Genomic DNA, 26,269 nt, shown 5'->3' with positions numbered 1-26,269 from the left:
GCCCCCGGCTGTGTTTGCTGCCCCGTCACTCCATCCGGCCGCGCACCACGCGCACCCCAGCGGCCTCGAAGGTCCGCACGTCCTCCTCGCTCGTCTCCTGGTCGGTGATGAGCAGATCGATCTCGTCCACATCGCCGACCTTCGTAAAGTCCCGCGCCTGAATCTTGCTGTGATCCGCGAGCAGAACCAGCGTGTCGGCGATCTCGACCATCTTCCGCTTCACGAGAGCCTGAAGGGCGTTCGACTCTGTGAAGCCGTGCTCGACGTGGACGCCTTTGCACGAGAGAAAGGCCTTGTTCACGTGAAAGCGGCTGATGGCCTCTTCCGCCATGGGCCCGACGTACGAGAGAGAGCTCGCTCGAAGAATTCCACCTGTGGAAATCACTTCGATTTTGTCCTTGGACGCGAGCTCCATCGCGACCTTGAGCGAATTGGTCAAGACCGTAATCGGAATGTTAGGCAGCGCGTTTGCCACGTGCAGCGCGGTGCTGCTCGCGTCCAGGATGATGCTGTCGCCCGGCTCGACATACGTGATGGCGGTTCGCGCAATGGCCATCTTCTCCGGAACGTGCTCGGACTCTCGAATCAAATAAGATGTCTCCGCTGGCGTATCGTCGTCAATGCGAACTGCGCCGCCATGGCTGCGGCGCAGTTTGCCCTCCATCTCGAGGATGTGTAAATCCCGTCGCACGGTCTCTTCGGTCACGGAGAACATGCGGCTGAGTTCTTTCACGCGGATGCTGCCGCGTTCGTTCAGGTATTGGAGAATGGCTCGCTGTCGTTCGGCTGGGAGCATTCGCACGGTTCACTTCCTCTGCCTATACCTCAGTAAGGACTCCCTTTTGATAATCACGTTGGCATACAAGCTGGTATCCCCGGTTCGAATGATGGCATAAGCTTTTCTCGATCTTTCATAGAATGCTTCTCTCGGTAGCTCCTCAATTCGTGACTCACCGTCACAGTATTCTTGCAACAGAGAGATAATCCGATCACGCGCAGGAGTAGGAAGCTGACGATCCCTCTCCTCCTTCATCATCACTGCGCTGTTGACTGGACTATAATCATCTAATGGGAAGATCCTTAGGACATAACCTAAAAGCTCAGGAACAGACGAATATCCCGTATCGATTACTTTACAGCCGTTAGCATATGCTGGGAAATTGGCATCACATATCGCCAATTCATCACCGTGTCCCATGCAGTGGAGCACATAAACTACGTCGGAAGTCAAGGCAGCTGGCACACCTCTTAGCACCTGTCACACCTCGGTCCAAAACCGCTTGTACTGAGTCAACATTTGGTTTCGATATCTCTCAGCTTCTAGGTTTTGTATCTCCAAAATTTCTTCCTGAGATAACTCACGCACCTTCTCACGGGTAGAGAGCGCACTTAAGTAGATTTTACATGCCTGCTCAACAATTTGTGTTCGATAGAAAGCCTGCAGGACAGTGCTTCCGGTCACCACTAGACCATGGTTTTGCAAAATCAATGAACAAACATTAGATTTCACCAGCTCCATTGCCACCGATCTCCCAAATTGCTCTGTAGTCGGCAACATGTATCGAAGCACTTTCGTCTTGCCTACCAGCGCAGCCTGGTCCGGGAATAAAATGGGCAACTCATCACTTACCGTGGACAGAGCGATACAGTAGGTAGGGTGTGTGTGTAGAACAACATTCACTTTTGGATGCGTCCTGTAAATCGCTAGATGCATAGACGTCTCGGAACTGGGACGAGGAGCCCCACTTACACAGCACTCACCTGATTCAAGATTCACCTTTACAAAATTATCCCTAACCAATGAGTCGAACGAGGATCCTGATGCGGTGATCGCTATGGTCTTGTCGTCTAGTCGAATACTTGCATTGCCTCCCGGCCCGTAGACGAAACCATTGTCCGCTAGAACTCTCAGTACTGTACACAGAGCGTCTATGTTATCCATGGTACCCCTCTATTCGATACCTTTTTGTCCAATATTTATCGTACATGTCGTCCCAAATCTGCTTTTCTGAAGGAGATGGCTCGACAACCTCCAATTCTCCAACACTCGATGCGACTGCCGAAACATCTGATGCATCGACAAGCCCATTCGCGACTAGCTGCACCAATGCGTTTCCGACGACGCTCGCCTCAGCCGGGCCCCTCACGACGGGCAAACCCGTCGCATCGGCGATCATCTTTGCTAGCAATCGATTCTTTGCACCCCCTCCCATAAGTCTTACATTCTTGGGTATCTCTCCTGTAAGTTCAATCATTTCTCTAATAGCGTCTTTATACGTCATCACTAAGGATTCTAAAAAAGATCTGTACAAAACAGGTATTTCGTCAGGAAGCGCTAGATCCATTTCCTTCGCATAATGCTTCAGTTCAGATATCATGCTGCTTGGTGAAAAGAAGCGAGGATCTGTAATGTCAAATAAAAACTGAAATTTATCGGACGCAGCTGCTTTAAGTATGATGTCATCCAGCCCCTCGCGGGGCATAGACATCTCTGAAAACAGCCGTTCCATGATCCACATTCCAGGAAGATTTTTCAGGAAATCTATTCCCCAAAACCCTCTTTCGTTCGACCACTTCGCGTTCATTGCGGCTTCAGAGAGTACAGGCCGACTTAGGGTCGTTCCGACGAGCGACCAAGTTCCGGAACAGATGAACAACTCCTCGGAATCAGGCCCTAGACAGAACGTCGCCGCTTGCGTATCATGTTCCAACCCTGAGATGACCTTAGCACGAGTCCTTTGCTCGGGTATAGTTAGTTCACCCAAGACAGAGCCGGGTGTTACGATGTCCGGTAGTATGATGTCTCGGATACCCAACGCGCTCACCAAGGCCCCGTCCCACTCGCCTATATGCTGATTGTAAAGTTGAGTAGTGCTGGCAATCGAACGTTCCACTGCCCAACTTCCACACAGCTTGTTTGCTAATATTCCCGCGATAAAAAGGACTCTACCCTCAACCACCTCATGATTATCAAGCATTCTCACAAGCTGAGTCGAAGTGTTAATGCCGCTAATAGGTATACCTGTATTTTTGTATACCAACGATTCTGGCACTTTCCTTCGAATATGCTGTACGTATTCTTCGTTTTTTGGGTTCCTATAACAAGAAACTACCCCTGAACATTCACCCGAAACTGTGAATACTCCAAAATCGACCCCCCAACTGTCAATTGCCACTGATATCACATTTGACATCTCAAGTGCTTTTCTTAGTCCCATTAAGGCAGAATCGATAATCCGATATAAATTCCACGCTACCGATCCACTTGTCACAACTGGGCCATTGGAAAAGCGATGAATTTCGGACAGGTACAGTTTCCTGCCGTCAAAGCTAACCCGATAAACTCTACCACTCGTGGATCCCAGGTCGACCGCGACCACGTTATAGGCCATATCTTCCATACCCCTTGTAGCGTTCAGGCAGCTTTCTCACGCGTACAGCGGACCAAATGCAGCACAGGCTCGGAAATCAGCCCCGATGCCGTCGTCGTGACCAAACTGTGACCAAACTCTCGGCCTGAAGATTCTCGAGCTCTCTACATTATGCATGGGCACTGGGATTCTCAACATCGACGCTAGGGTGATGAGTTCCGAACCGATATGTCCATAACATATCGCGCAATGATTGCTCCCCCAATTGTCCATCACCGTATAAACCGACTCAAAGGCGCCACTGCCGGTTAATTTCGGCACAAACCACGTACTTGGCCACGTCGGATTGGTTCGTTCGTCGATAGTTCGACTTACCTCAGGTGGAAGATCGATCGTGTAACCCTCTGCCAATTGAAGCACAGGACCTACTCCACGAATCCTATTCAACCGTATAATGGTTACTGGCATCCCACCTTTTGTTACATATCTACAAGAAAATCCCCCATTCTTGAAATAGTCATAGGCAGGACACCAAGTCACCGATTCTAGACAGGATTCGATGTCCTGTTCCGTCATCTCCCAGAATGGCTTTATGACCGGCTTGCCATCTCGAGTTGCAGCGCCGGTGCCATCCAACGCAGCTGGCCCTGAATTGATGAGGTGTAGAAATCCATTTTCCGATTGGCCAGTAGGCTTCCATCCTGTTGCCCTTTGAATACTTTCTGGACTCCAGTAGGTTCGAACATCTGCAAATATTTGAGCTGTTCCTGTGAGTAGATATCCGAATAGCATGGATACCGCATTTAACGAATCATTCTCCGTCGCCACTATGTAAGGACGCCTGGGCCCGTTCCAGTCGAAGGACGAACATAGGATGCTCTCCATAAAATCGCTAATTGGAAAGTGGTCACTCCAAGATCTTTGACCCTGAAACCCGGCCGCGATAGCCGCATGCCCGAAAGACTCTTCTGGGTAACCGAGCCCTTTCAGTCTATCATTCCCTTCTATCAAATCCTTCATGATGAGGGTCATTTTCACAACGAACTCCCAATCCCTATCCTTCTGAGCTTTGCTACGTCGCTCCGCGGGAGGATTTCGGTCATCTCCCTCTTTGCAATACTTCTGTACCCACTTAAGCGCCCGCTCCAACTCATCGGGATCAAAAATCCCCCGTTCTATTCTGCGCACAAACTCCGTCATATCCACATACTCGACTCTCATGCCCAAATAATCACTAAAGAACGATTCGTCGATCAGGCAACCCGCGATCCCCATCGACACGTATCCGACCGACAGGTATGACTTATCTTTCATTGCTGCCACAGACGTAGCCGCCTTAGCAAATTGTATTAGCTTTCGCTGTACGTCGGCCGGTAAAGTCGCATCATTCACATCTTGTACGTCCGAACCGTATATTGCGAAAACCGGTATACCTAAAGTCGACAGTGCAGCAACCGCTGCGGACAAGTAAACCGCTCCTGGGCGTTCTGTACCATTGAAGCCCCATATCGCTTGCGGAATTGTTCTATCTCTAAAAATTGTCTCAAGCGGATAGCACCAAGACGGAGTTACCGAAATCACTGCCGCGACGCCCTGAGAAGCAAACCACTTGTCCGCCTTTACAGCTTCAGCGACCCCTCCAATGCAAAAATCAGGAACAAGGCACTCGACGGGGCTTCCGTCTGGCTTGCGTACATGCGTGCGGAGCAGCTCACCCACACGATGAGCCATTTGCATGGTAATAGGTTCCAGGCTTTCTCTAATACCTCCGAAGCGACCATCAACTATTGGCCTAATGCCGATCTTCAAGTTGAACTGCATCCTGATCACTCCTTGCGTGGGCACAGGTGCTCGACCTGTGCCCACCGAGATACTCAACCCTTATACCCCTGGATGTACTGACTGATAGCCTTAACAGCTGCCGGGCTATTCACGTTTTGAGTCGTAACAAGCATATACGGGGTATCAATCTGCTTAGGAACGTGCTGCCCATGCTTAATTGCGACAAGTTCCTCCACTGCCTCGTATCCCATTTGGTAAGGATACTGAAGAATCGCAGCATTGATTAGCCCTGATTTAATGTCACCAACCTCGCCCATGTCGGCGTCGAACCCGGCTACGAACACCTTACCCTTCAGCCCCATTGCTTGTATTGCATTGGCTATGCCGAGCACACACCTGTCATTTGCCCCGAACATTAAGTTGATATTCGGATGAGCATGCAGAAAAGTTTCTGCCTCAGCCTCAGCAGTCGCAATGCTGTTGTTGCAAAGTTGCATACCAACAAACTTAAGCCCTGGATATTTCTTCATACCCAATTGCCAACCTTGAGGCCGCTGAATCCCAGTACTAGATTCTTGATTAAAGTCGATAATCGCATACTGGCCTTTTCCATGCACCTTCTGAGCGGCGTACTGAGCAATTGCCTCAGCTGCAGCAATGTTATTCGTCGCCAAGAAGCAATCGGAGACATTAGGACTCACACCAGAGTCTACGGTGACGACAGGTATGCCTTGTTTCTCGGCATGTTCAACAGGACCCACGAGGGCTGACGGGTTTTGAGCGGCTAAGATAATACCATCCACGTGCGCTGTAACCGCGTTGTTGAACATTGACAACTGTGTTGTCAAATCGGTCTCGGTGGCGGGCGCCTCGAAGGTCACTGTGACCCCGTACTTCTTAGCCGCGTCATCTGCTCCGTCCTTGACTGCTAGCCAGTACGGCGAGTCATTGGACTTCGTAATTAATTCGAAAGTGTAGTGTTTAGTGGAGGCTGCGGCAGACGTACCGTTTTGTACATTCGTCTCTGTGTGGGACACACCGGTGCCACAGCCCACTGCCAGCGACGCCGCTACACATACAGCGGCACCCAAGAAACCTTTCTTCTGCAGTGTCGAGCTTGTCTTTTTCATCATCTCATCGCCCCTCAGAACTCTTTTTGAAGTGATTTTGAGCGTTTTGCAGAATTCGATTTGTTACCGTTTTTCGCCTATATATAGTGTGTAAACTACCACTGCCACGCTACATATAGCGCCAAATACGTCGCGAACGTTAATTCTGCAAAACGCTCATTTTATGATCAAGCGGATTAGGCGTTTGAATCAGCCGCCCGCCGCCTGAACCCATCAATAAAGACGGCCAACACAACGACGATTCCTAACAAGACGCTCTGCCAATACGACGATATACCCACCAATTGGGAGCCATTTGCGAGCACAGCCATCAGCAAGGCGCCAATCATGCTCCCCCAAACTGTGCCTTCACCGCCAAAAAGGCTAGCTCCCCCAATCACAACCGCGGCAATCGAATTCAATTGGTAATTAGTCCCCATATCAGGCATTGCAGAGTTCACCCAAGCCAACATGACGATGCCACCGACTGCAGACAAGACACCGCTTAAGATGTAGACGAAAATGATGTGGCGATTTACCCGCATACCCGAGAGTCTAGCAGCAAGAGGGTTGCTACCGACAGCGTACGTATATCTACCAAACTTTGTCTTGCTGAGAACAAAATGAAACACAACCGCAAGCACTATCATCAATAGAGCGATATTGGGGATTATCTTCAAAACACCTCCATTTCCAAAATTATATACAGATTGAGGTATACCAAATACGGGTTGGCCGTTTGGAATGATCAGGGCAATTCCAGCATCTATACTCATTGTGCCTAGTGTCGCGATAAAAGGAGGTATTTTTGCCAGAGTAATGAGCAATCCGTTTACAAGACCAGTCGCCACTCCGATTAACAGCCCTGCCACAACTGATATCCAGATTGGGTAGTGATGTGCTAGAAGCAACCCTGTTGCAATACCTACCAAATCAATAACCGAGCCTTGCGACATGTCAATACCAGCTGTGATGATAACGAAGGCCTGGCCGATTGACAGTATGCCCACAACCGCTACTTGCTGAAGGATTTGAAATATATTCGAAAACGTAAGGAATGACTTCGATAGAAGCGAGAAAACAATTACCAATACGACCAATCCCGCAAACACCAGTGACGCATTCAGCGCGTTCCTCAACGATACTTTAAGGCGACTTGACCCCAACTTATTATCGGAAGCCGACGCACTTACCATGTGTCCCATATGCACTTCACCCCTGTTGACAAGTATCGTACGTAGTCATAACCCCTGAGCCAGTAACAATTCCGCTTCAGAGACACCCTTCGTGAATTCCTTTGTTATTTGTCCGTGTGCCATGGTGACAATTCTGTCGCATAGACCAATCAGCTCGGGATTATATGACGACACAACAATCACTGCGTTACCTTCATCTGCAAGTTTATTAATCGTCTTGTATATCTCAGATTTTGATACTACATCTATACCCTTGGTTGGTTCGTCAAGGAGAAATATCCGAGCATTCGTAGGTATCCACTTTGCTATAGCTACCTTTTGCTGATTTCCGCCACTCAGCATCCATACACGCTGATTGATAGAGGCACACCTCACCCTGGTGGCTTCGCACATTTGCTCAGAGATACGCCGTTCCTCATCATTGTTTACAACCCCCAAGAATGACCTTCTATTTCCAAGAAGGAGACTCGGAAGATTCAAGTTAAATTCTACTGATAATTGAAGATTCAAACCATCCACACGCCTGTCCTCTGTCACGAAGGCCAAGCCATGGCGTATTGCGTCCCTAGGAGAATGGATCTGAACGCGCTTTCCGTCAATGTACATCTCTCCATACTCACTTTTATCAGCTCCAAATATCATGCGAAGCAATTCTGATCTTCCGGATCCAACCAGACCAGAAATACCCAAAATCTCACCATAACAGACTTCTAACGAAATGGGACCCACACCACGTCCCCCGAAGTCCACAAGCTTCAGCGCGACTTCTTTCCTAGGTCGATTTGACCGTTCAGGATAGAACTCACCAATTGTATGACCAACCATTAGCTCAGCAAGACGACGTTCATCTAATTCTTTTACTAAACCTGTATATACAACCTTTCCATCCCGAAGAACCGTGCAACGATCTGCTATTTCAAAAATTTCCTCCATATGATGACTGATAAATATTATCGTAAGTCCTTCCTCTTTCATAGCCTTAATGACTCGAAAGAGAGCTTGAGTTTCCGACAGTGTAAGTGAAGCTGTGGGCTCATCTAAAATAACAATTCTCGGATGCTTGTGTATTACTTTGGCAATTTCGCAAATTTGCTGCTGACCGACACTAAGCCGAGCAACCGGTGCCCGAGGATTGATAGTCACTCCAAGTCTCTCAAGTTCCAGCTTAGCCATTTCCACCGCCTTCCGGTCGTCTAAAAACCCAACCGAGAACCCGGCTCAACACCGAACAATATATTTTGGGCGACCGTTAGGTGGGGGAATAGACTCAACTCTTGGTATACGATTCCTATACCAACCCCCTCCGAATCGCGCGGGTTCGATATTGCCACCTCGCGCCCATCAATCAGAATCACACCCTCATCGGCCGTGTAAGCTCCAGACAGAATCTTCATGAGCGTGCTTTTCCGGCTCCGTTTTGTCCAACTAGAGCGTGTACCTCGCCTGGATAAGCAACAAAGGAGACATCATCTAGTACCTTAGTGCCAGCGAATGATTTGATATACCGCGCAATTCTAGCAAGTGAAACCCCTCTCCTCAGAGCGAGTTGAAATCGCTTTCTAACTTTCAGTGTACTACACACAACACTTCAAATCAACTGTTTTTGTGGTTTTCTATCTGTTTATATCTTTATTTAGCTCTTAAATGTTTGTTTTCTTTTGTTCGGTTCCCTCACTATATCTTCACCTCTTCCTGCGCCACGGCGCTCTTGATGCGCTTCAGCACCTTCATCACATTGTTTTCGCCGCGGCCGAAGTAGTCGTACAAGCGCGTGTACTCGCGGTACAGCTCGTCGTACACCTTGACGGCGCTCGGGTTCGGAACGTACGGCTTCTCGCGCACGCTGCCCATCTCCCGCGCCGCCTCCTCAATGGAGTCGTATCCGCCGCGCGCCTTCCCCGCCGCCACAGCGCCAAACATCGCCGCTCCGAGCGTCGGCGCCTGCGTCGATGCGCCGATGTAGATGGGCATGTTGAGCACGTCCGCGTAGATCTGCATCATCAGCGCGTTCTTCTGCGCAATCCCGCCGCACGCGTACATCTCGTCGACCGGCACGCCGCTCGCCCGGAAGGTCTCGACAATCATCCGCGTGCCGTACGCTGTCGCCTCAATCAGCGCCCGGTAGATATCCTCTGGCTTCGTGGCGAGCGTCGCGCCGATTAGAAGACCCGTGAGGTCCGCGTCGACGAGCGTGGATCGGTTCCCGTTCCACCAGTCGAGTGCGAGAAGGCCCGTCTCGCCCGGTCTCAGCTTCGCCGCCTTGCGCGTCAGGAGATCATGGATGCCGATGCCCTCGCGCCGCGCTTCGTCCCAGTACGCCGGCGGCACCCCGTTTTCAATCCACCACTCGAAGTGGTCTCCGACGCAGGACTGCCCAGCCTCATACCCCATGTACCCCGGAATGATGCCATCCTCCACCACGCCGCACATGCCTGGCACCGCGCGCTCCTCCGTCCCCAACAGGACGTGGCAGGTCGACGTGCCGATGATCATCAGCATCTTGCCCGGCTCGGTGATCCCGACTGCCGGCATCGACACGTGCGCATCCACGTTGCCCACGGCCACCGGCGTCCCAGGCACCAGTCCTATGCGGCGCGCCATCGCCTCCGTCAGCTCCCCTGCCCGCGATCCGATGGGCAGGATAGGCCCCCAGAGCTTCTCCTCCACGACGTGCTCCAGGCGCGGATGAAGAGCCTTGAAGAAGTCGCGGCTCGGATACCCCGTCCGCTTGTGCCAGATGGACTTGTACCCCGCCGGGCACGAGCTGCGCACGAGCTTGCCCGTCAGTTGCATGACGATCCAGTCGGTCGCCTCCACCATGGCGTCCGCCGCATCGTAGATCTCCGGCGCCTCGTCGAGGATTTGCCAGATCTTCGGGATCATCCATTCCGACGAGATCTTGCCGCCGTAGCGCGCGAGAAACGCCTCCCCGCGCTCGCGCGCAATCTCGTTCAACTTGTTCGCTTCGTCCTGCGCGGCATGGTGCTTCCAGAGCTTCACGTACGCGTGCGGATGCCGTTCAAAGCGCGGCTCCAAGCAGAGCGGCGTGCCGTCCGCGCGAATGGGCAGCATCGTGCACGACGTGAAGTCGATGCCGATGCCGATCACGTCCTCCGGCCGCACGCCCGACTCGCGGAGAAGCCGAGGAATCGTCTCCTCGAGGACCTCCACATAATCGCGCGGATGCTGGAGCGCCCAGTCGGGTCCGAGGCGCGTCACCCCATCCGGCAGGTACTCGTCCATCACGCCATGCGTGTAATTTTTGACCGCCTTGGTGATCTCGCGCCCGGTCCCGATCTCCACGAGAACGGCGCGGCCAGACTGTGTGCCGTAGTCCACGCCGATCGAATACTCAGACATCTCCACTCACCCGTTGAAGACCATAAAATTCTGCAGCGTTTGTTCCCCACAAACCTTCCCACAAGGACGCATCCATCCTCGATTGAAGATATCTCTCAACTATTTCTACAACCTCGCTGTAGCCAGTCGCCAGAAGGCATACAGGCCAGTCGCTACCAAATACAACCCGTCGTGGTCCGAATACATCGACGACATGATCGATATATGGATGGAAATCAAAATCAGGCATATAACACCCATAGCTTCTTTTTGCTTCTGTTACCATCCCTGATATTTTTACGTATACCCTCTTGTTGGAAGATATTTGTTTGATACACTCTGCCCAACGCGAAAAGTCTTCTGGTTTCATTGTGGGCTTTCCCATGTGGTCAAGAATGACTCTAAGATTCGGAAATCGGTCGATGAGGTCTAACACGAAGCTCAATTGGTCACAGCGAACCAAGATGTCTATTGAAATGTTTTCTAGTGAGGAGTATATAAGTAACTCTTTACTCGTTCCCTCTAAAAGACTATATGGATTGTCCAAGTACTCCACCATCAGCCGATAGCCCCGCCATTTAGGTATTCTTCGATATGCCTCGATCCTTGTCATCCACTGCTCATCATACGGATCTACCCACCCAACAACACCTAGAATAGTGGAATCCGACGCAGCAAGGTCAAGAAGAAAGTTAGTCTCTTCATACGTAGCAGCTGCTTGCACCGCTATACTGCCGGAAAAGTTATGCTTAATTAGGGATGGCATTAAATCTTCAGGGAGGTAGTCCCTTCGAATCGATCTCATATCGGCTGTCATCCAATCGTAGTCCCCCCGTGCAATACGCCAATAATGCTGATGTGCATCTATGCGCTTCAGTTCTGGCACTTTATTCCTCTCCAATCAAAAAATAAGTTTTCATACTTCAAACACACCTTTTACCATATTGCGCATCGAAAGCTCCCACTCTGTCCATACGTGTTTGACGTCGCATAGCATAGCTCTATGTGTGATGTACCCATCCACCGCGATTTTCTTGTTCCGCATGAGCTCGATGACATATTGGAAGTCCTCGCGTAAGGCGTTTCGACACGACAATAAGGTGAGTTCTCTCTTATGAATTTCAGGATGCGGATAACACAAAGAATCTTGTACAATTCCAACCAAGGCCAAACGCCCACCATGGCCCACATACTGCAAAGCAAACTCCATAGACTGTTTATTTCCCGTCGCGTCGAACACAATCTCCATCATGTCGCCCGCTGTCAAGTCACGCGTCACTTGCAAAGATATATCGCCTGGAATTACATTTACGTGGTCTGGCCCACACCACTGCGCGGCTGCTTCTAGACGGTCACGCCGGAGGTCAGTGATATACACGTGTGCTCCACGAAGCGCTGCAAGCCGAGCAACAGCAATTCCAATAGGACCTGCCCCAATGACGAGGACGTGGTCGCCATTCGATACGGAAGCTCTGCGCACTGCATGTGCTGCGATACTGAGCGGCTCCACAATGACTGCTTGATCAAGGTCAAGCCCGTTACAGCTTACCAGTTGAGATTCTGGAACGGATATCAGTTCACTCATGCCTCCGTCGGACGTTACACCGATCACATCGAGAGCTCTGCAACAATTAGGCTTACCTCGTAGGCAGGCCTTACAGTTGCCACACGACCTGTACGGAAATAGGCACACGACCTCTCCCGTAGAAAACGGAGAAGCGCCTGAATCTACATCTTCAACAACACCTGCAACCTCATGCCCGAGGACTCGTGGGTACGTAACGAGCGGCTGCTCCCCACGGTATGCGTGAAAATCTGTCCCACAAATACCCACACGCTTTACGCGGACTAGCACTTCCCCTTGGCCGCGCGAAATAGGCTCACAGTTCAACACACGAAATTGAAATGGGCGCTCACATTGCACTTTAATCATTTGTATATTCACCCATACTACTCCACTCTTCCTCATTTCCGCTACTCCAAGTAATACCTTGAACATCGCTGAGGAGGCTCTTCATCTCTCCTAACAACTCTCCGTCCAGTGGCTCCTCAATCCACTTTATGTTCTGCATAATCGTTTCCGGAGTTGCTGCCCCAATCAGCGTCGTTGGAATGTCTTCATTACTCACAGAGAATTGGAGAGCTATCTTTGCAATACTTGTCCCGTGTCGTATGCAGTAGTCTGACGCAGTCTTACAAACCGTCCGCAATCTATTTTCAGCTGGATGCCAAGAGGGGGGACCAACTTCAGTCAAGAGACCCATTCCTAGCGGAGATGCATTAACCAATCCTACTCCCTTGGTTTTACCTTAGGAATTAAACCCAGAAGACTGTTGTCAATAAGGGTATAATGACAGTAAGAAAGCACAATTTCTATATCACTATTATCTAACGTTCGTTCAAGAACAGTAAGCGGATATCCGGAAACCCCCACAAAGCGCACCTTTCCCTCATCCCTTAACCTCATTGCACACGGAATAGCTTCTTCAAAAATCTGTTGTGGATGTGCAAACTCTATGTCATGTATGTATAAAATATCAACGTAGTCTGTTCCAAGCCGACGTAGGCTCTGTTCTACACTCCGCTTTAGATGCCCGGCGGAAAAATCAAAATGAGATTCGCTTATTCTCCCGGCCTTGGTGGAGAGCACATACCGATCGCGGGGTACTCCTCGAAGCGCTTTACCCAATATTGTCTCCGCTCGAGTATTACCATAATAAGGTGCAACATCTATATAATTTATCCCCCCGTCCAGCGCCGCGTAAACGCACTTAATGCACGAACTTTCCTCAACACCTCCAAACACTCCACCGAATGGCGATGCCCCGAGACCTAAAATAGAGACATCTAATGACAAAAGCTTTCTATATTTCATCCACCTCATCAAGCCTCCATTCGAAAGGTGCTTTTTTAAATGGACCTTAATAGAAGGCGCCTCACCGCGGGAACGCGGCGGCGACGCCTCCGTCCACCGTGAGCATGCATCCGGTCGTTTTGGCCGATCTCGGCGAGCAGAAGAACAGGATGGCTTCCGCGATGTCCTCGGGCAAGATGTTCACGCCGAGGATGGTCCGACTGCGGTAGTAGTCCTCGAGCTCCTCAGGCGCAATGCCGTACGCGCGCGCGCGCTCCTCGCGCCAGGCCGAGTTCCAGATGTGCGATCCTTGCAGCACCGCGTCGGGAAGCACGATGTTCACCCGAATGCCGTGCGGCCCACCTTCGACGGCCAAGCAACGCGCGAGGTGATTCTCCATGGCTTTCGCGGAGCTGTACGCGGACGCGTCCTTGCCTGCGTACACGGCATTCTTCGACGTGACGAAGACCATGGCGCCGCCGCAGCCCTGCTCCACCATCACGCGGAACGCTTCCCGCGACGTCAGGAAGTAACCCGTCCCGAGCACCGCGACGTTCTTGTTCCACTCTTCGAGCGAGGTCTCGGTGATAGGCGCCGAGCTGGCGAGGCCCGCGTTCGAGACGAAGAGATCGATCCCGCCGTAGGCCAGGATGGCCTCCTCGATGGATCGCACGACCGCCTCCTCTTGGGTCACGTCGAGCGCAACCCCGATGGCCGCGCCTGGGCCGTGCTCGGTGCAGAGATCGTCGGCAAGTTGCCGGGCCGCGTCCACGGCGAGATCCGCGATCACGACGTGCGCACCCTCTTCCGCAAGGCGCCGCGCGGTGGCGCTGCCGATCCCGCCTGCCCCACCGGTGATGTACGCGACCTTGCGCGACAACTCCTTCTCCGGTGGCGCGAGCGTCAGCTTGTAGAGCTCGAGCGGCCAATACTCGACGTCAAACGACTCCTTCTCGCTGAGCGATACGAACTCGCCGAGCGCCGTCGCGCCGCGCATGACTGCGATGGCTCTCCGGTACAGATCGAGCGCAATGTTCGCCATTTTCTTGTTCTTGCCCGTGCCGATAGCGCCGAGCCCCGGAATCAGGATGATGCGCGGAAACGGATCGTGCATGGGCACGTCGAGATCTACGTTCCGTTCGTAATAGGCCGCATAGTCGTCCCGATAGGCCGTAAGCGCCGCCCTCAGTTTTTCTTTCAGCGCGTCGACGCCTTCGGAAGGGAACCAATCCACAAACAACGGCCGACGCTTGGTATGAACGAGGTGATCCGGACAGGCCGCACCGACCTGCGAGAGCGACGGCGCATCGTGGCTGCCCGCGAATTCGAGAAATTCGGGGCTGTCATCGTAGGAGAGAATAGCGCCTTGCCGTTCGCTCACGATGCCTCGGACAAAGGGCAGGATCTGCACAGCGATGCGCCGCCGTTCTTCCTGCGGCAGCGCGGGATGTTTCACACCGCCGAAGGCCAGGCGCCCCCGCTGTTTCGCCTTCAGATACTCCGCAGCCTCACCAATGATGCGCATGGTGTTGGCGTAGCAGGCTTCGGACGTTTCGCCCCAGGTGATGAGGCCATGCTTCTCCATCAGCACGCACTCGCAATGGGGATTCGCCCGCACGGCCTCCGCGACGAGCTTGGACAAAGCGAACCCCGGGCGCAGGTACGGGACCCACACAGCGCGATCGCCGAAAATCTCCTTGGCCACCTCGCGCCCGTTGGTGCTCGTGCAGATGGCAATGATGCTATCCGGGTGCGTGTGATCCACATGCGCGTGCGGGATGAAGGCGTGAAGCAGAGTCTCGATGGACGATCGCGGATGCTTGGCCTCCACCATGCAGTGGGCGAGGTAGTCGACCATCTCCTCGTCCGTCATCGCGTCGCGCTCCATGAGCGGCAGCACTTCGTCGAGCCGAAGCGCGGTGAAGCTCTTCTCCGTCGCCTCGGCGAGGTCGGAACCGCTGCCTTTCACCCACATGACGCGGATTTCGCGGCCCATGTGATCGAGCATGGTGGTCTTGGCGGACGTGTTTCCCCCACCCCAATTGCATACGCTGCGATCCGCGCCGAGGCGGCGAGATCGGTCGACAAGCTCCTGGAGAACGGTGGTTTCCTGTGTGACAATCACAGCAGTTTCCTCCTTGATCACGAGTTCGCCAGTGTCGGATGATGGCTCAGGCGCTCGCGAAAACACGCGTATGCGTCTTCCCACAATGCCGTATTTGCCGGCTCGTACGTGCGAAGCGTAACGGATGACCGCAGGAGCGCTCTCGCTTCTTCCAAATTCGATATCTCGCCGAGAGCGACGAGCTGCATCAGCGCGTTTCCCCACGCGCTCGCCTCCGAGGGGCCAGCGAGCACCGGAAGACCCAAGCAATCCGCCGTCCACTGGGAGAGAAGCGCGTTTTGCGAGCCACCCCCGACCACGTGCAAGGCGTCGTAGTGAAACCCTGTGAGAGCTTTCACTTCTTCCACCACGACGCGGTACTTGAGCACCAACGACTCGAGGACCGCTCGAACCATTTCGCCTCGCTCCTCCGGCGGATGGCCTCCCCATTCCTTCACCGCCTGTTGGATGGCCTCCGTCATGGATGGCGGACGGAGAAATCGAGGGTGGTCGGGATCGAAAAGATGAGCAAACGGTTGGGCACGCTGGGCTTCCTGCAACATCTGGGGCAGCGATACCGGCTCGCCCCTTGTCGCCCATTCGCGCTCGAGCTCCTGGAGAAGCCACAGGCCCATGACGTTCTTAAGTAAACGGTAATTGCCCACGCCGCCCTCGTTCGAAAAGTTCCACCGAAGCGCATCATCCGACGCGATGGGCTCTGGCACCACGGTTCCGACGAGCGACCAGGTTCCTGAGCTGATGTAGAGGTACGGTTGGCCCATCGCCGGGACGGCCACGACCGCGGAGGCCGTGTCGTGGGAGGCGACGTGCACCACCTGTGGCGGTCCAATCTCCACCAGGTGGCGAGCCGGGCCGAGTGAAGTGCCGGGGCTCCGGATTTCCGGGAAGAGACTCGCGGGCAATCCTAGCCGCTCCAAGACCTCGGTGGCCCATCCCTTCGTGCGCACCGACACAAGCTGGGTCGTGGTGGCATTGGTCCACTCCGCGTGCGCGACGCCCGTCAACATGAAATTCAAGAGATCAGGCAAAAGCAGAAGCAAACGGCTCCTCGACAAAAGCGTTTCGTTCTCGTCTTGCAACGACATCAACTGATAGATGGTGTTGAACGGAAGAAATTGAATGCCCGTCTCGCGAAACAGGTCCTCGAGCGAGATGCGCTCCAGCGCGCGGCGGACGCCGACCTCGTGGGCGCCGTCCCGGTAGTGACGCGGTGGCTGAACGAGCCGTCCCGCTTCGTCAATCAGGCCGAAGTCCACGGCCCACGAGTCAATCCCCACCGACGCGATTGGATGCGCAGACACAATGCACCCGAGACCTGTTTGGATACCGCGATACAGATGGTCGACATCGACGACCAGGTGGCCGTCGCGCTTGACGGGGCGAGTCGAAAATCGGTGGCGCTCCTCCAGTGCAAGTCGCGATCCGTCGAACATGCCGTGCATGACGCGGCCGCTGGATGCGCCGAGATCGACCGCAGCGACATGAAGCACTCGACTCACCCCCGCACACTCATGAAAGGGTTCTCACAAGAGTGATTATACACGAACAAATCTGTTTTGTGTTGTTTTATTTTTGTTTATGACCGAAAAAGTAGACTCATCAGGGATGAACACCGGATGTGGCTCTCGATAATATGGTCGAATAGGGGCGTCTCACGGCGGACGGGCGCGAATTCGTGCCCAACGGCGCGAAAAAGCCCCGCCATGATTGCGGGGCTCTGCAAGCGAGAACTGTCAATGTTCGATGTGCGCTTCCAAGAACCAAAGGTCCTGATCTAACTGCCTCGAGACCTCGGTGAACAAGTCTGCGGTGTCCGGGTCGTGCTCTTCCGACTCCTCGATGAACTTGCGCGCCTCGTTCGCGACGACGGCCCAGCGATCCGCGAGGGCCTTCAGCACTTCCACGTCCTTCGTGACGGACAGGTCCCATTTCGGGAGCTTCGTCTGAGCCGCGAGGTCCTGGATTGGCAGCCCCGCCACGCCGCCGAGCGCCGTCGCCCGCTCCGCCACGTCGTCGATGGCCTCGACAAGGTGAGCGGCGAGTGTGTCGAGCATCTCGTGATACGACAAAAAGTGGGGACCGCGGACGTTCCAATGCGCAAGTTTCGTCTGGTTCCAAAGATCCGTGAGATGCACGACATGTGTGTTGAGGAGCTCAATCATCCGCCTTTTGACGTCGTCAGCGAGATCGATGCGCGTGCGCTTCAACTGGGAGACGTTCGTAGCCATAGGACACCTCCATTGGAATAGGCTTGTGTTCAGTATACCCCAACGCGTCCCACAACCCAAGGTTTCCGGATTCATGCCTCGATGAGGCGTAACCATCGCGCCACAAGGGGCGTGGTGCTCGCCTGGACCAACAACGTGATCAGCACGGCTGTGGCTGCCACCTGTGTGAAGACCTGCGCACCCGGGATCTGCGAGCTCTGGACCAGACCAGCGAGCGCAATGGCGATGGTCCCCGTCTCGCGCACCCAGAAGAAAAAGGCGATTTCGCGCCAACTCCACTTCGCCTGCCGATCCGGCAGAAGACTCGCCAGCACCGTCAACGGGCGCGCCACAAGCATGAACACGGCAACCACGATGAGCGCGAGCCAAACGTGTTGGGACAAGAGCCGCAGGCTTATCTGGCTGCCGAGCGACACGAAGATCATCATGCGAAACTGCAGCGACATTCCGTCCACAAATCCCTCAAGCAGAGCGCGCGCCGGCTCTTCCACCCTCGGCCATCGCTTGGGCGCATGAACGAGAGCCATCCCGGCCACAAAACTCGCCATGAAGCCGCTGGCACCGAGTTGTGCGGCGGTGGCATAACTGCCGAGCGCCGCGAGCACGAGATACAGCGAGCGGCCCCCCGGTGTGGGAGGCGCGTACCGGCTGATGAGCCACGCGGCAGCAAGGCCAAACGCGGCGCCAATCGCAGCTCCCCCCAGGGCGAGTCGCGCGATTTGCTCGACGAGATCGCCTGCACTCACGTGCGTATCGGCGCCGGCGGCCATCACCCGGCTCAGCACCAGCGCCGTCAACATGGCGCCCGTGGCGTCCGTGAAGGCAGACTCGGCGATCACGGCCTGCGCCACCCGCGCGCGGATGGACAGGCGCTGAAAGATGGGCACGAGCGAGGCGGGATCCGTCGAGGCGAGCAGCGAGCCCAAGAGGAGTGCCGACAGCATGGGAAGCCCCAGGGCCACATGCGCGGCGACGCCGACGACTGCGGCCGTGATCGCCAGGCCGAGCGTGGCGAGAAGGAGGACGGACAGCCAGATGCGGCGCAGAACCTGAAACCGCATTTCGAGCCCGCCCTGAAACACAATCCAAGCTGCGCCAAGCGAGAGGACGGCGTCGTGAAACGCCCCGCCTTCGGGGATGCGCAGCACGTCGAGCGCCGAGGGCCCGAGCAAGAAGCCTACAAGGACGTACAGGACGATGTCGGGCAGGCGCAACCGCTCGGCCAACCGCGAGGCAAGAGCGCCGGACGCGAGCATGACAAAGAGCGCGAAGAGGTACGATTCCGCAACTTGCAGGGGATTCGACGCCATTGAGCACCTCCAAAACGCGAAAAGGAGCCTGTCGTTTGACAGACTCCACCTGTGTTCTCGCGAGATTCAGTTCGAACTCGCCGCGCGTATCGGCGACTGTGCACTTCCTTTATACAAGAAAGAGGCGGTTTCGTCAACGGATGAGCAGGAGAATTCCGGTGACGAAGAGAAAGAGTGACGTGGCCGAGGCTTCGTGGTCGAGATCACCGAGATATGGGATCTGTGAAATGAGCTTCTTGCACCTTCTGCGGAGCATCACGGTGCCGATTGTGGTGGTCTGCGCTGCAGGCGCGCTTGTGGCGCGATACCAGGATGTCGAGACGAGATCGCTCTCCACCGTCGCCTTGTACCTTTTGGCACCGGCGCTCATCCTCTCGGCCCTGCCGTCCGCCAATCTGGATAGCGATTACGTCGTGCAAATTGTGGCGTTCACCGCAGCGATGACGGCGTTTTGCTGGTTGGCGGCGTGGATGGCGGGCCGCCTGTTTCGGCTGGATCATCCGACCTCTCGCGCGCTGATGCTGACGACCATCTTCAGCAACTCAAACAACTACGGGCTGCCCGTGCTGCTTTTGGCGTTCGGCACGCAGGGCTTCGCGCTCGGGACACTCTACGTTATCCTGCAAATTCTCCTCGTGAACACGCTCGGCTTATCCATCGCGGCGAGTGGGCGCGCCGAAGGCAGCGGCTTCAAGGCGCTGTATCGGTCACCGCTTCTTTACGCGAGCGCGCTGGGTCTTGCGTTGTCGCTGGTTCACCACGCCCTTCCGGGCAGCCTGGGCACGGCGGCCAAGCTGCTGGGAGATGCGTACACGGCCGTCGTGTTGCTGATCCTGGGCGTGCAGCTCGAGCGAACGCGCTGGTCTGCGGCCTTGCAGAGGGACGTACGGCTTGGCGTCGCGCTGCGCGTCGTCATGGTACCGGTGATGGGGAAACTGCTGCTTTGGGCGCTCGACATTCGCGGACTGCTTGCGCCCGTCCTGTTTGTCGAAGCGAGCATGCCGGCCGCGGTCAATACCGTGGCGCTGGCAGGCCGCTACGACGCGGGGGTCCGACAGCGCTACTGTCATCAGCAGCCACAATTAGGCACAGCGACTAGCCCTAATCCTGCCACGAAGAACATACTCACCATCCGCGTAGGCTTCGCTGTTTCCGCCTCCTAACTTTGAACAGTTCCAAGTTTTGATAGATCATGAGGATAGTCTACGCGATCGACGCAAGGAAGTTCGCTAGCATTTTGCTAGCAATAGAAGTTGTGAACATGGGATATTGAGCAAGAATGTGTAGACTCTTGAGAAGAGGGACCTTGTGCGGATGGTCAGGAGCGTGAACCCATGCGTATCATCCTGTGCACAGACGAACTGTGTCTCGCGCGCATGCTTGCCATCGTGCTGGAGGGATGTGAGCTACGGACGTGCAAGACGGCCGAGCGCGTCATCGCGCTCGCTGCAGCATGTTCGGAAGACGTCTTCATTGATGGAGCGCTGAAGTTGAATGATGCATTCTGGAAGATGTTAGAGTCTTCTCCGCGACACCGACTGCACTACGTTTTGGTTCGATCGGCACTCACCGAGCGCGACTGGCAACGGGCCCGCGCTCTTGGCTTGTCTGGATTTTTGACCGACCCGCTTTCGGCGATTCGCACGTTCATCGGCGGTGATGCACAGACTTTTCTCAAGCGATTCCGCGTGCCGGACGGCCTGCCCTCGCTTCCTCCTGTATCCGTCAATCTCGGACTCGGGGTCCACTACAAACAGAACGAACGCTGTTTGCTCATTGAACACCGCTTGGTTCCGCTTTCCGAGATGGAGGCAAAGTTACTGGATCTCCTCATAAGTCGCGAGGATGAAGTCGTGAGTCGCGACGAAATTGCTCAAGCTCTTTGGCAAGGGCACGTCAATCCGAAGGGTATCGCCAAACTCGTGTCACGCCTCCGCTGCAAACTGGGTCCCGCTGGGATACTGGTACAGGGACTGCGCCAAGGGGGCTATGTCTATCGCCGTACGTCGGCACGGTAAAGCCAAGGGCCTGGCCCGTCCTCGCCATGCTCGTCCGTGTACTAACTCTGGATGACAACCGCCTGTATCCGGGAACCAACGCATTCAGATCTCTTGCCCCCTCTCAGCTTGGATCGACCAGTTCTCCGCGAGCCACGCATTGATAGCGCGCACCAGCGGCTCAGCCCCTTGTTCGCGGGCGAGATACCCTCTCGTCGCATGCAGCAAATGCATACGGTTGGCGTGTTGTACCATGATTTGTGACGTCCACGCGATTGGCCGAACAGAGCGAGCCATCCAAAGATCCCCAACATCTGGACGCCACCCGCTCCTTAGACGCAACGCACAACGAGCCCAAGCGCTCGTCCTCCAGATAGACGAGGGGTTCATCGATACCGGCAATCGTGAGGATGGGCCCAAGGATTTCGTGCCAATCACGCAAGGATGAAGCCGGATGCCTCGCCCAGGCGCCGAGCATAGGCAGTAATGTCGTGATCGGCTGGAATCCTCTGGCCCGAGGTATCCTTCACAGGACCAGCCGGCCCTCACCACACCAGATTATCCCAGTCGATCTCGTCTATGAACCTGACCTCGTCGGGTGTACACCCATGCTCGTCCGCGTATCGGAGGATGGAATTCACTATTTCCTGGTATTCTGGCCCCTTGGACGTCATTCGTTCGACCAGCGTAGGTAAGATGACGCCACGCCGCTCGGGGCGCTTCTGCACGAACTCGTCATCGAGGTAGTCAAGGTATTGACTGAAGTATTGGTAGGTCCACGGGAACTGGGTATTCAAGGCTTTCCGCAGGCGCTTAAAGCCGCTTTTGCTGGTGATCTCCTCCGCGCAGCGGAGCACGAGCGTCTGGAAATACCGCCCGTACACGATGTTGAGATCCATCTGATCCGCGTGTGCTCGAGATGTGATGGCTTCGCCATGGGGGCCCGTGTAGATGAACAAGAAGTCGTTCAGAGCCGCCGTGACGAACAATGCCTCAGGATACAGGATCTTAAAGGCGAAACGAACGTTCTCTCGCGGCCCAATTCGGCCCCAGGTTCGCATCATCCCAGGCGTCAATCCGTTGTCGTATACCTCGACTTCGCGATGCCCTTGTAGGGCATGGCGAAGATCGTAGCACACCGCGAGAATGCGAAGGCGTGCCTCCTCCAACTCGGACCATTGATCTTCGTCCCCAGCTAAATTCCAAAGCGCTTCATACAATGTTTGAAAGTCTTCGGTATCCCCACTCACCTCAATGCCCAGGTGGTGAGGCGTGTTGACTGCTTTTAGCACGTTCATACCTCCGTCAAGCGCGATATCTTTGACCATGTGAGCATCGAATCTCTGCGGGTCATACCGGACGCCTCCGGTGACTCGATACCGACCCTGTGATAGATTCATCGTAACGTATCACACTCGTTGTGACAGCGCGTGAGTTACCCCAGTGCAAACCGTTCTGCAATTCATGGACAAATGTCCACTTCTCGCTTCCTGCTTCCACGACCCATGACTAGCAGCCCAAGGCCGCCCCGCCAGAGGGATCTCCACAGGCGTCACTTCCCGCGGAACTCGCGGTACTGATTCTCAAAAGATTTTTCGCTGCGTTGATGTCGCGGTCATGCCGCGTGCTGCACGCCGGGCACGTCCACTCCCGCGCCGACAATGGCAGCTCGCTTATCACGTACCCGCACGCCGAGCACGTCTTGCTGCTCGGGTAAAACCGTGGTGCCACGATGAGTTCCGAGCCATACCACGCACACTTGTACGTCAACATTCGTCGAAACTCGCCAAAACCCACGTCCGAAATGGCTCGCGCCAACGCTCGATTCTGCACCATGCCTCGCACATGCAGGTCTTCCATGGCGATTGCTCGCTTGGTTTTCGCGAGCTCCGTCGTCACTTTGTGCAAAAAGTCCTGACGTATGTTGCGGATCTTCCGGTGCAGCCGAGCAAGCGCCAGCGCCGACTTCCGCCGATTTCGCGAGCCTGGTTTCTTTCGGCTATGCCGCTTCGACAGCCGCTTTAAGCGGCGAAGGTATCGGGCGAGCGGCTTTGGCGCCTCGATTTTCGTCCCGTCAGACAACGCGAGAAAGCACGAAATACCCAAATCCACACCCACCGGCTCGCCCGAAGGTGGAACAGGGTCCGGAATCTCCGTTTCTGCCGACAAACTCACATACCATCGGTCCGCCTCCCGCTTGACCGTCGCCGACAGGATTCGGCCTTCGACATGCGGTTTTCTTTTCAGCCGAATCCGCCCGAGCCGAGGCAGTTGTATGGCGTTGTCCAAGACGCGAATCGAACCCGTCAGGCGAAATGAATCGTCGCGCCCTTTTTTCTTGAAGCGAGGGAATCCGACCCTGCGTCCCTCCTTCAACCCGCGAAAAAAGTGTTGAAACGCGCGATCCAAGTCCCGCAGCGCTTCCTGCGGGGCGCATTTGGAGACCTCGTACATCCACGGGAAGTCGGTTTTCTTCAAGCGATTGAGTTCCCGGTGCTGTTCGATGGCGTTCGTGCTTTGCCCCGTCTCTTCATAGAGCGCGATGCGTCTGGCAAGCCCCCAATTGTACGCAAATCGGGCCGCACCTGCGTGCTTGGCAAGCAGGACCCGTTGCATCCGATTCGGCGCCAACTCATACCGATACGCCCGATGAATCTTCATGCTCGAGAACCTCCAAAGCGCGCTTTGCGCGGTGACGAGCGGAACGCCGCCCGTACAACCGCGCGCAAAACGACGTGAGGACTTCGATCATGTCTTACACCAAGTCGTCCTTGACCTCGCCTGGCTCCACGACGAGGATTCGTCGGCCTTGAGCCGCCAAAGCCGCCTCGACGTATTCAAACCCGAACCGCATGAGCCGATCCCGATGCTCCACCACAATCGTATGCGCATCTGGATTGGACAGTAGTTTCATGAGCTTCGGTCGATGCCCGTTGAGTCCCGAACCAATTTCCGTAACCGCCTTGAACACGACAAGCTTCTGTTCCGTTGCAAATTCCATGAGCCGTGCGATTTGGCGATCCAAATCGGCTTTTTGATCGGCGCTTGACACGCGGGCATACAAGGCCACGGCATTCGCCGTGGAAGACTCGGGTTCGTGAACAAGAATGGTGCCCGAAGGAGTTTGCTCAAAAGGCACGGGCATCCGGCCTTCTTTGACCCAACGCCAGGCGGTCTTGTACGTAATTCCGTTCTTTCTTGCCCAATCACTGAGTTTCATAGAAATAAAATACACTAAATGTACATGATTGTCCATCATGTGAGCAGTTCTTGACCCCGATAGTACATAGATGGAATCCAAACAGACGAAAACGGAGAGTCGTCTACTCACGTAGATTTCGTTTACAAAATGATAAACCTAACCCTCTTGATCCTCTTTCTGAACAGGATTATCATCGCTCTATCGATTCATGGCGGTCGTTTTCCCTATCCTCGTCTGGGCAAGGAGCGAATGATCGATGGAACAACAGCCTCAGGCTATTCTGACGGCGATTGAGGGACTCCAGGTCCTCATTTCAGACCTGAGACAGGAGATCGAGCGGCGGCTCGATGGCATCGAAGGGAGACTCGCTCGCGTCGAAACCCGCCTCTCAGCGGTTGAACATCAACTGGTGACGCAAGCTGAGACGTTGCGGCGCCACACCGAGACGCTGGATGAGCACACGAATCTGCTCCGCGAACACGGGCGCCTGCTGGATGAGCAGTCCCTCACCTTGGCGCGCCATGAACATCATCTCACCCAATTGATTTCCATGGTGACCACCACCAACACGATGTACGCTGGGCTCCGTTCGGATATGGTCGACGTGCGAGGCACGCAGGCGCAACACCATCGCATGCTCGAGACCTTGGCGGTGCACGCGCTGGAACACGACTCCGAACTGCTCCGGCTTCGTCGAGCTCGTTCCGTGTGACATGTGAACCGCGGCGAGGAGGACGGTCTCATGCTCGAGGAAGACGTGATCGTCGGTTCGGACACGGACTATCCGCTGCCGGGGCGCTTGTCTCTCCCGGACGGCGAAAAGTGCGACTTGCCCGCCGCGCTCTTGGTCCACGGCTCTGGGCCGAATGACCGGGACGAACGCGTCGGGAACAACGCGCCGTTTCGCGATCTTGCCGAGGGTTTGACGGCGCGCGGCATCGCCGTGCTTCGTTACGACAAGCGGACCTATGTCTACCGCAACCAGATGCGCCGCCTCCCCTACATCACCGTCCGGGAGGAGACCATCGAGGATGCCTTGCGCGCGACGGCGCTCCTGCGCCACCACCCGCGCGTAGCGCCGAACCAGGTCTTTCTCATCGGCCACAGCCTGGGTGGCATGCTGGCGCCGCGGATCGACGCGGAGGGAGGGAATTTTGCGGGAATCATCATCATGGCGGGATCGCCCCGGAGACTCGAGGAGATCATGATGGACCAAAATCTTGCGGTTCTCAACGGGCTGCGCAACCGGTTTGTGAAGCGAATCGCCGAGCGCCAGATTGCGAAGCTGACGGCTGAATTTTCGCGTCTCTACGAACTCAGCGACGAAGAGGCCAAGGCGACAAAACTCTTGAACCGCCGCGTCTCAGCCTATTACTTCAAGGAGATGGGAGAACACCCGAGCGAGCGCTACCTGCGCGATTTGACGAAGCCCATTCTCATTCTGCAGGGCGACAAGGACTTTCACGTGTCGGTGGAGAGCGATTTCAACGGGTATCGCAAGCTGCTTGGCCAAAGACCAAACGCCACATTCAAGCTCTACGCGAACCTCAATCACCTTTTCATGCCGTCAGTCCACGGAGATATCCGAAAGGCGAAACGGGAGTACCAGGTACCACAACACGTGCATCCCCAGGTCATCGAAGACATCGCCGATTGGATTCACTCGATTTGCGCAGAACCTGACGCCAGCCATCGGCCATGAGGACCGCCGCGCCGCAAGGCGGGGCCAATGGAGAACGCGCGGAAAAGAGCCCGC

The 26,269-nt window shown here is 55.0% G+C and carries 24 protein-coding genes and 1 pseudogene; 4 read left to right on the top strand and 21 right to left on the bottom strand.

Annotated features, from left to right (window positions below; translation table 11 throughout):
* Nucleotides 1-25: 25 nt before the first annotated feature.
* The 18 genes from TC41_RS03165 to TC41_RS03105 form a co-directional block, all read right to left on the bottom strand.
* Nucleotides 26-796, bottom strand: coding sequence for a DeoR/GlpR family DNA-binding transcription regulator (locus TC41_RS03165; protein ID WP_041694967.1), 771 nt, complete (start codon nt 794-796; stop codon nt 26-28).
* 9 nt (nt 797-805) lie between these two features.
* The gene (locus TC41_RS17205) at nt 806-1,243 is read right to left on the bottom strand and encodes an RbsD/FucU family protein (RefSeq protein WP_374952863.1); all 438 of its coding nucleotides are present in this window, start codon (nt 1,241-1,243) and stop codon (nt 806-808) included.
* A 15-nt stretch (nt 1,244-1,258) separates the two neighbouring features.
* Nucleotides 1,259-1,942, bottom strand: coding sequence for a class II aldolase/adducin family protein (locus TC41_RS15635; protein WP_041694966.1), 684 nt, complete (start codon nt 1,940-1,942; stop codon nt 1,259-1,261).
* A complete protein-coding gene (locus tag TC41_RS03155; RefSeq protein ID WP_014463543.1) occupies nt 1,935-3,401 on the bottom strand; it encodes a rhamnulokinase in 1,467 nt (488 codons plus the stop codon). Before TC41_RS03155 ends, TC41_RS15635 begins: the two co-directional genes overlap by 8 nt.
* Before the next feature lie 27 nt (nt 3,402-3,428).
* A complete protein-coding gene (locus TC41_RS03150; RefSeq protein WP_041694964.1) occupies nt 3,429-5,192 on the bottom strand; it encodes an L-fucose isomerase in 1,764 nt (587 codons plus the stop codon).
* A 53-nt stretch (nt 5,193-5,245) separates the two neighbouring features.
* A complete protein-coding gene (locus tag TC41_RS03145) occupies nt 5,246-6,286 on the bottom strand; it encodes a sugar ABC transporter substrate-binding protein (protein ID WP_148260108.1) in 1,041 nt (346 codons plus the stop codon).
* Between the two features lie 173 nt (nt 6,287-6,459).
* Nucleotides 6,460-7,374, bottom strand: coding sequence for an ABC transporter permease (locus TC41_RS03140; RefSeq protein ID WP_049784319.1), 915 nt, complete (start codon nt 7,372-7,374; stop codon nt 6,460-6,462).
* A 129-nt stretch (nt 7,375-7,503) separates the two neighbouring features.
* Nucleotides 7,504-8,631 (bottom strand): sugar ABC transporter ATP-binding protein, encoded by a 1,128-nt coding sequence (locus tag TC41_RS15630; RefSeq protein ID WP_014463539.1) that lies wholly within the window; start codon nt 8,629-8,631, stop codon nt 7,504-7,506.
* Nucleotides 8,632-8,651: 20 nt separating this feature from the next.
* Entirely contained in the window at nt 8,652-8,852 is a 201-nt protein-coding gene (locus TC41_RS17200) for an ATP-binding cassette domain-containing protein (protein WP_049784317.1), read from the bottom strand.
* A 280-nt stretch (nt 8,853-9,132) separates the two neighbouring features.
* Complete coding sequence (araB, locus tag TC41_RS03130) at nt 9,133-10,818, bottom strand: ribulokinase (RefSeq protein ID WP_193352816.1); 1,686 nt, start codon at nt 10,816-10,818, stop codon at nt 9,133-9,135.
* Nucleotides 10,811-11,683 carry an amidohydrolase family protein gene (locus TC41_RS15625; protein ID WP_158306714.1) on the bottom strand — a complete coding sequence of 291 codons (873 nt, stop codon included), beginning with the start codon at nt 11,681-11,683 and terminating at the stop codon, nt 10,811-10,813. The genes araB and TC41_RS15625 overlap by 8 nt, the downstream gene beginning before the upstream one ends.
* A 30-nt stretch (nt 11,684-11,713) precedes the next feature.
* Nucleotides 11,714-12,730, bottom strand: coding sequence for a zinc-binding alcohol dehydrogenase family protein (locus TC41_RS15620; RefSeq protein WP_041695669.1), 1,017 nt, complete (start codon nt 12,728-12,730; stop codon nt 11,714-11,716).
* A complete protein-coding gene (locus TC41_RS17120) occupies nt 12,723-13,061 on the bottom strand; it encodes an aldo/keto reductase (protein ID WP_308727040.1) in 339 nt (112 codons plus the stop codon). The genes TC41_RS15620 and TC41_RS17120 overlap by 8 nt, the downstream gene beginning before the upstream one ends.
* Before the next feature lie 26 nt (nt 13,062-13,087).
* The gene (locus TC41_RS17115; protein ID WP_308727036.1) at nt 13,088-13,672 is read right to left on the bottom strand and encodes an aldo/keto reductase; all 585 of its coding nucleotides are present in this window, start codon (nt 13,670-13,672) and stop codon (nt 13,088-13,090) included.
* 61 nt (nt 13,673-13,733) lie between these two features.
* Nucleotides 13,734-15,776 (bottom strand): bifunctional rhamnulose-1-phosphate aldolase/short-chain dehydrogenase, encoded by a 2,043-nt coding sequence (locus TC41_RS03120; RefSeq protein WP_041694963.1) that lies wholly within the window; start codon nt 15,774-15,776, stop codon nt 13,734-13,736.
* Nucleotides 15,777-15,793: 17 nt separating this feature from the next.
* The gene (locus TC41_RS03115) at nt 15,794-17,275 is read right to left on the bottom strand and encodes a rhamnulokinase (RefSeq protein ID WP_237700016.1); all 1,482 of its coding nucleotides are present in this window, start codon (nt 17,273-17,275) and stop codon (nt 15,794-15,796) included.
* 234 nt (nt 17,276-17,509) lie between these two features.
* Nucleotides 17,510-18,004: a DNA starvation/stationary phase protection protein Dps gene (gene dps, locus TC41_RS03110; protein ID WP_014463532.1), complete on the bottom strand. Its 495-nt coding sequence runs from the start codon at nt 18,002-18,004 to the stop codon at nt 17,510-17,512.
* Nucleotides 18,005-18,075: 71 nt separating this feature from the next.
* Nucleotides 18,076-19,314: a cation:proton antiporter gene (locus TC41_RS03105; protein WP_041694962.1), complete on the bottom strand. Its 1,239-nt coding sequence runs from the start codon at nt 19,312-19,314 to the stop codon at nt 18,076-18,078.
* Nucleotides 19,315-19,472: 158 nt separating this feature from the next.
* Between TC41_RS03105 and TC41_RS03100 the strand changes: the two genes are divergently transcribed.
* Both TC41_RS03100 and TC41_RS03095 read left to right on the top strand, forming a co-directional pair.
* Nucleotides 19,473-20,477, top strand: a complete 1,005-nt coding sequence (locus TC41_RS03100) for an AEC family transporter (RefSeq protein WP_049784315.1) — start codon at nt 19,473-19,475, stop codon at nt 20,475-20,477.
* Between the two features lie 213 nt (nt 20,478-20,690).
* The gene (locus TC41_RS03095) at nt 20,691-21,332 is read left to right on the top strand and encodes a winged helix-turn-helix domain-containing protein (RefSeq protein ID WP_237700015.1); all 642 of its coding nucleotides are present in this window, start codon (nt 20,691-20,693) and stop codon (nt 21,330-21,332) included.
* Nucleotides 21,333-21,856: 524 nt separating this feature from the next.
* Here TC41_RS03095 and TC41_RS03090 read toward each other — a convergent pair.
* The 3 genes and pseudogenes from TC41_RS03090 to TC41_RS03080 form a co-directional block, all read right to left on the bottom strand.
* Entirely contained in the window at nt 21,857-22,609 is a 753-nt protein-coding gene (locus TC41_RS03090; RefSeq protein ID WP_237700082.1) for a DUF6904 family protein, read from the bottom strand.
* 211 nt (nt 22,610-22,820) lie between these two features.
* A complete protein-coding gene (locus tag TC41_RS03085) occupies nt 22,821-23,972 on the bottom strand; it encodes an RNA-guided endonuclease InsQ/TnpB family protein (RefSeq protein ID WP_014463525.1) in 1,152 nt (383 codons plus the stop codon).
* Nucleotides 23,944-24,531, bottom strand: a pseudogene (locus tag TC41_RS03080) (IS607 family transposase). Before TC41_RS03080 ends, TC41_RS03085 begins: the two are co-directional and overlap by 29 nt.
* A 238-nt stretch (nt 24,532-24,769) precedes the next feature.
* On the opposite strand from TC41_RS03080, the gene TC41_RS03075 reads away from it, so the two are divergent.
* Both TC41_RS03075 and TC41_RS03070 read left to right on the top strand, forming a co-directional pair.
* A complete protein-coding gene (locus TC41_RS03075) occupies nt 24,770-25,225 on the top strand; it encodes a hypothetical protein (RefSeq protein ID WP_014463522.1) in 456 nt (151 codons plus the stop codon).
* Nucleotides 25,226-25,255: 30 nt separating this feature from the next.
* Nucleotides 25,256-26,215 (top strand): alpha/beta hydrolase family protein, encoded by a 960-nt coding sequence (locus TC41_RS03070; protein ID WP_041694961.1) that lies wholly within the window; start codon nt 25,256-25,258, stop codon nt 26,213-26,215.
* Nucleotides 26,216-26,269: the final 54 nt, after the last annotated feature.

Source organism: Alicyclobacillus acidocaldarius subsp. acidocaldarius Tc-4-1 (genome assembly GCF_000219875.1).
GTDB classification, from domain to species: Bacteria; Bacillota; Bacilli; order Alicyclobacillales; family Alicyclobacillaceae; genus Alicyclobacillus; species Alicyclobacillus acidocaldarius_A.
The sequence above is the reverse complement of the archived record's forward strand: the minus strand, read 5'-3'. Positions and strand labels throughout refer to the sequence as shown.

Excerpts from the sequence above, each read along its gene's own strand:
- TC41_RS03165 (WP_041694967.1), bottom strand. The coding sequence starts at position 796 with ATGCTCCCAGCCGAACGACAGCGAGCCATTCTCCAATACCTGAACGAA.
- TC41_RS15635 (WP_041694966.1), bottom strand. The coding sequence starts at position 1,942 with ATGGATAACATAGACGCTCTGTGTACAGTACTGAGAGTTCTAGCGGAC.
- TC41_RS03155 (WP_014463543.1), bottom strand. The coding sequence starts at position 3,401 with ATGGAAGATATGGCCTATAACGTGGTCGCGGTCGACCTGGGATCCACG.
- TC41_RS03150 (WP_041694964.1), bottom strand. The coding sequence starts at position 5,192 with ATGCAGTTCAACTTGAAGATCGGCATTAGGCCAATAGTTGATGGTCGC.
- TC41_RS03145 (WP_148260108.1), bottom strand. The coding sequence starts at position 6,286 with ATGATGAAAAAGACAAGCTCGACACTGCAGAAGAAAGGTTTCTTGGGT.
- TC41_RS15630 (WP_014463539.1), bottom strand. The coding sequence starts at position 8,631 with ATGGCTAAGCTGGAACTTGAGAGACTTGGAGTGACTATCAATCCTCGG.
- TC41_RS17200 (WP_049784317.1), bottom strand. The coding sequence starts at position 8,852 with ATGAAGATTCTGTCTGGAGCTTACACGGCCGATGAGGGTGTGATTCTG.
- araB (WP_193352816.1), bottom strand. The coding sequence starts at position 10,818 with ATGTCTGAGTATTCGATCGGCGTGGACTACGGCACACAGTCTGGCCGC.
- TC41_RS15620 (WP_041695669.1), bottom strand. The coding sequence starts at position 12,730 with ATGATTAAAGTGCAATGTGAGCGCCCATTTCAATTTCGTGTGTTGAAC.
- TC41_RS17120 (WP_308727040.1), bottom strand. The coding sequence starts at position 13,061 with ATGGGTCTCTTGACTGAAGTTGGTCCCCCCTCTTGGCATCCAGCTGAA.
- TC41_RS17115 (WP_308727036.1), bottom strand. The coding sequence starts at position 13,672 with ATGAAATATAGAAAGCTTTTGTCATTAGATGTCTCTATTTTAGGTCTC.
- dps (WP_014463532.1), bottom strand. The coding sequence starts at position 18,004 with ATGGCTACGAACGTCTCCCAGTTGAAGCGCACGCGCATCGATCTCGCT.
- TC41_RS03105 (WP_041694962.1), bottom strand. The coding sequence starts at position 19,314 with ATGGCGTCGAATCCCCTGCAAGTTGCGGAATCGTACCTCTTCGCGCTC.
- TC41_RS03095 (WP_237700015.1), top strand. The coding sequence starts at position 20,691 with ATGCTTGCCATCGTGCTGGAGGGATGTGAGCTACGGACGTGCAAGACG.
- TC41_RS03090 (WP_237700082.1), bottom strand. The coding sequence starts at position 22,609 with ATGAACGTGCTAAAAGCAGTCAACACGCCTCACCACCTGGGCATTGAG.
- TC41_RS03085 (WP_014463525.1), bottom strand. The coding sequence starts at position 23,972 with ATGAAGATTCATCGGGCGTATCGGTATGAGTTGGCGCCGAATCGGATG.
- TC41_RS03075 (WP_014463522.1), top strand. The coding sequence starts at position 24,770 with ATGGAACAACAGCCTCAGGCTATTCTGACGGCGATTGAGGGACTCCAG.
- TC41_RS03070 (WP_041694961.1), top strand. The coding sequence starts at position 25,256 with ATGCTCGAGGAAGACGTGATCGTCGGTTCGGACACGGACTATCCGCTG.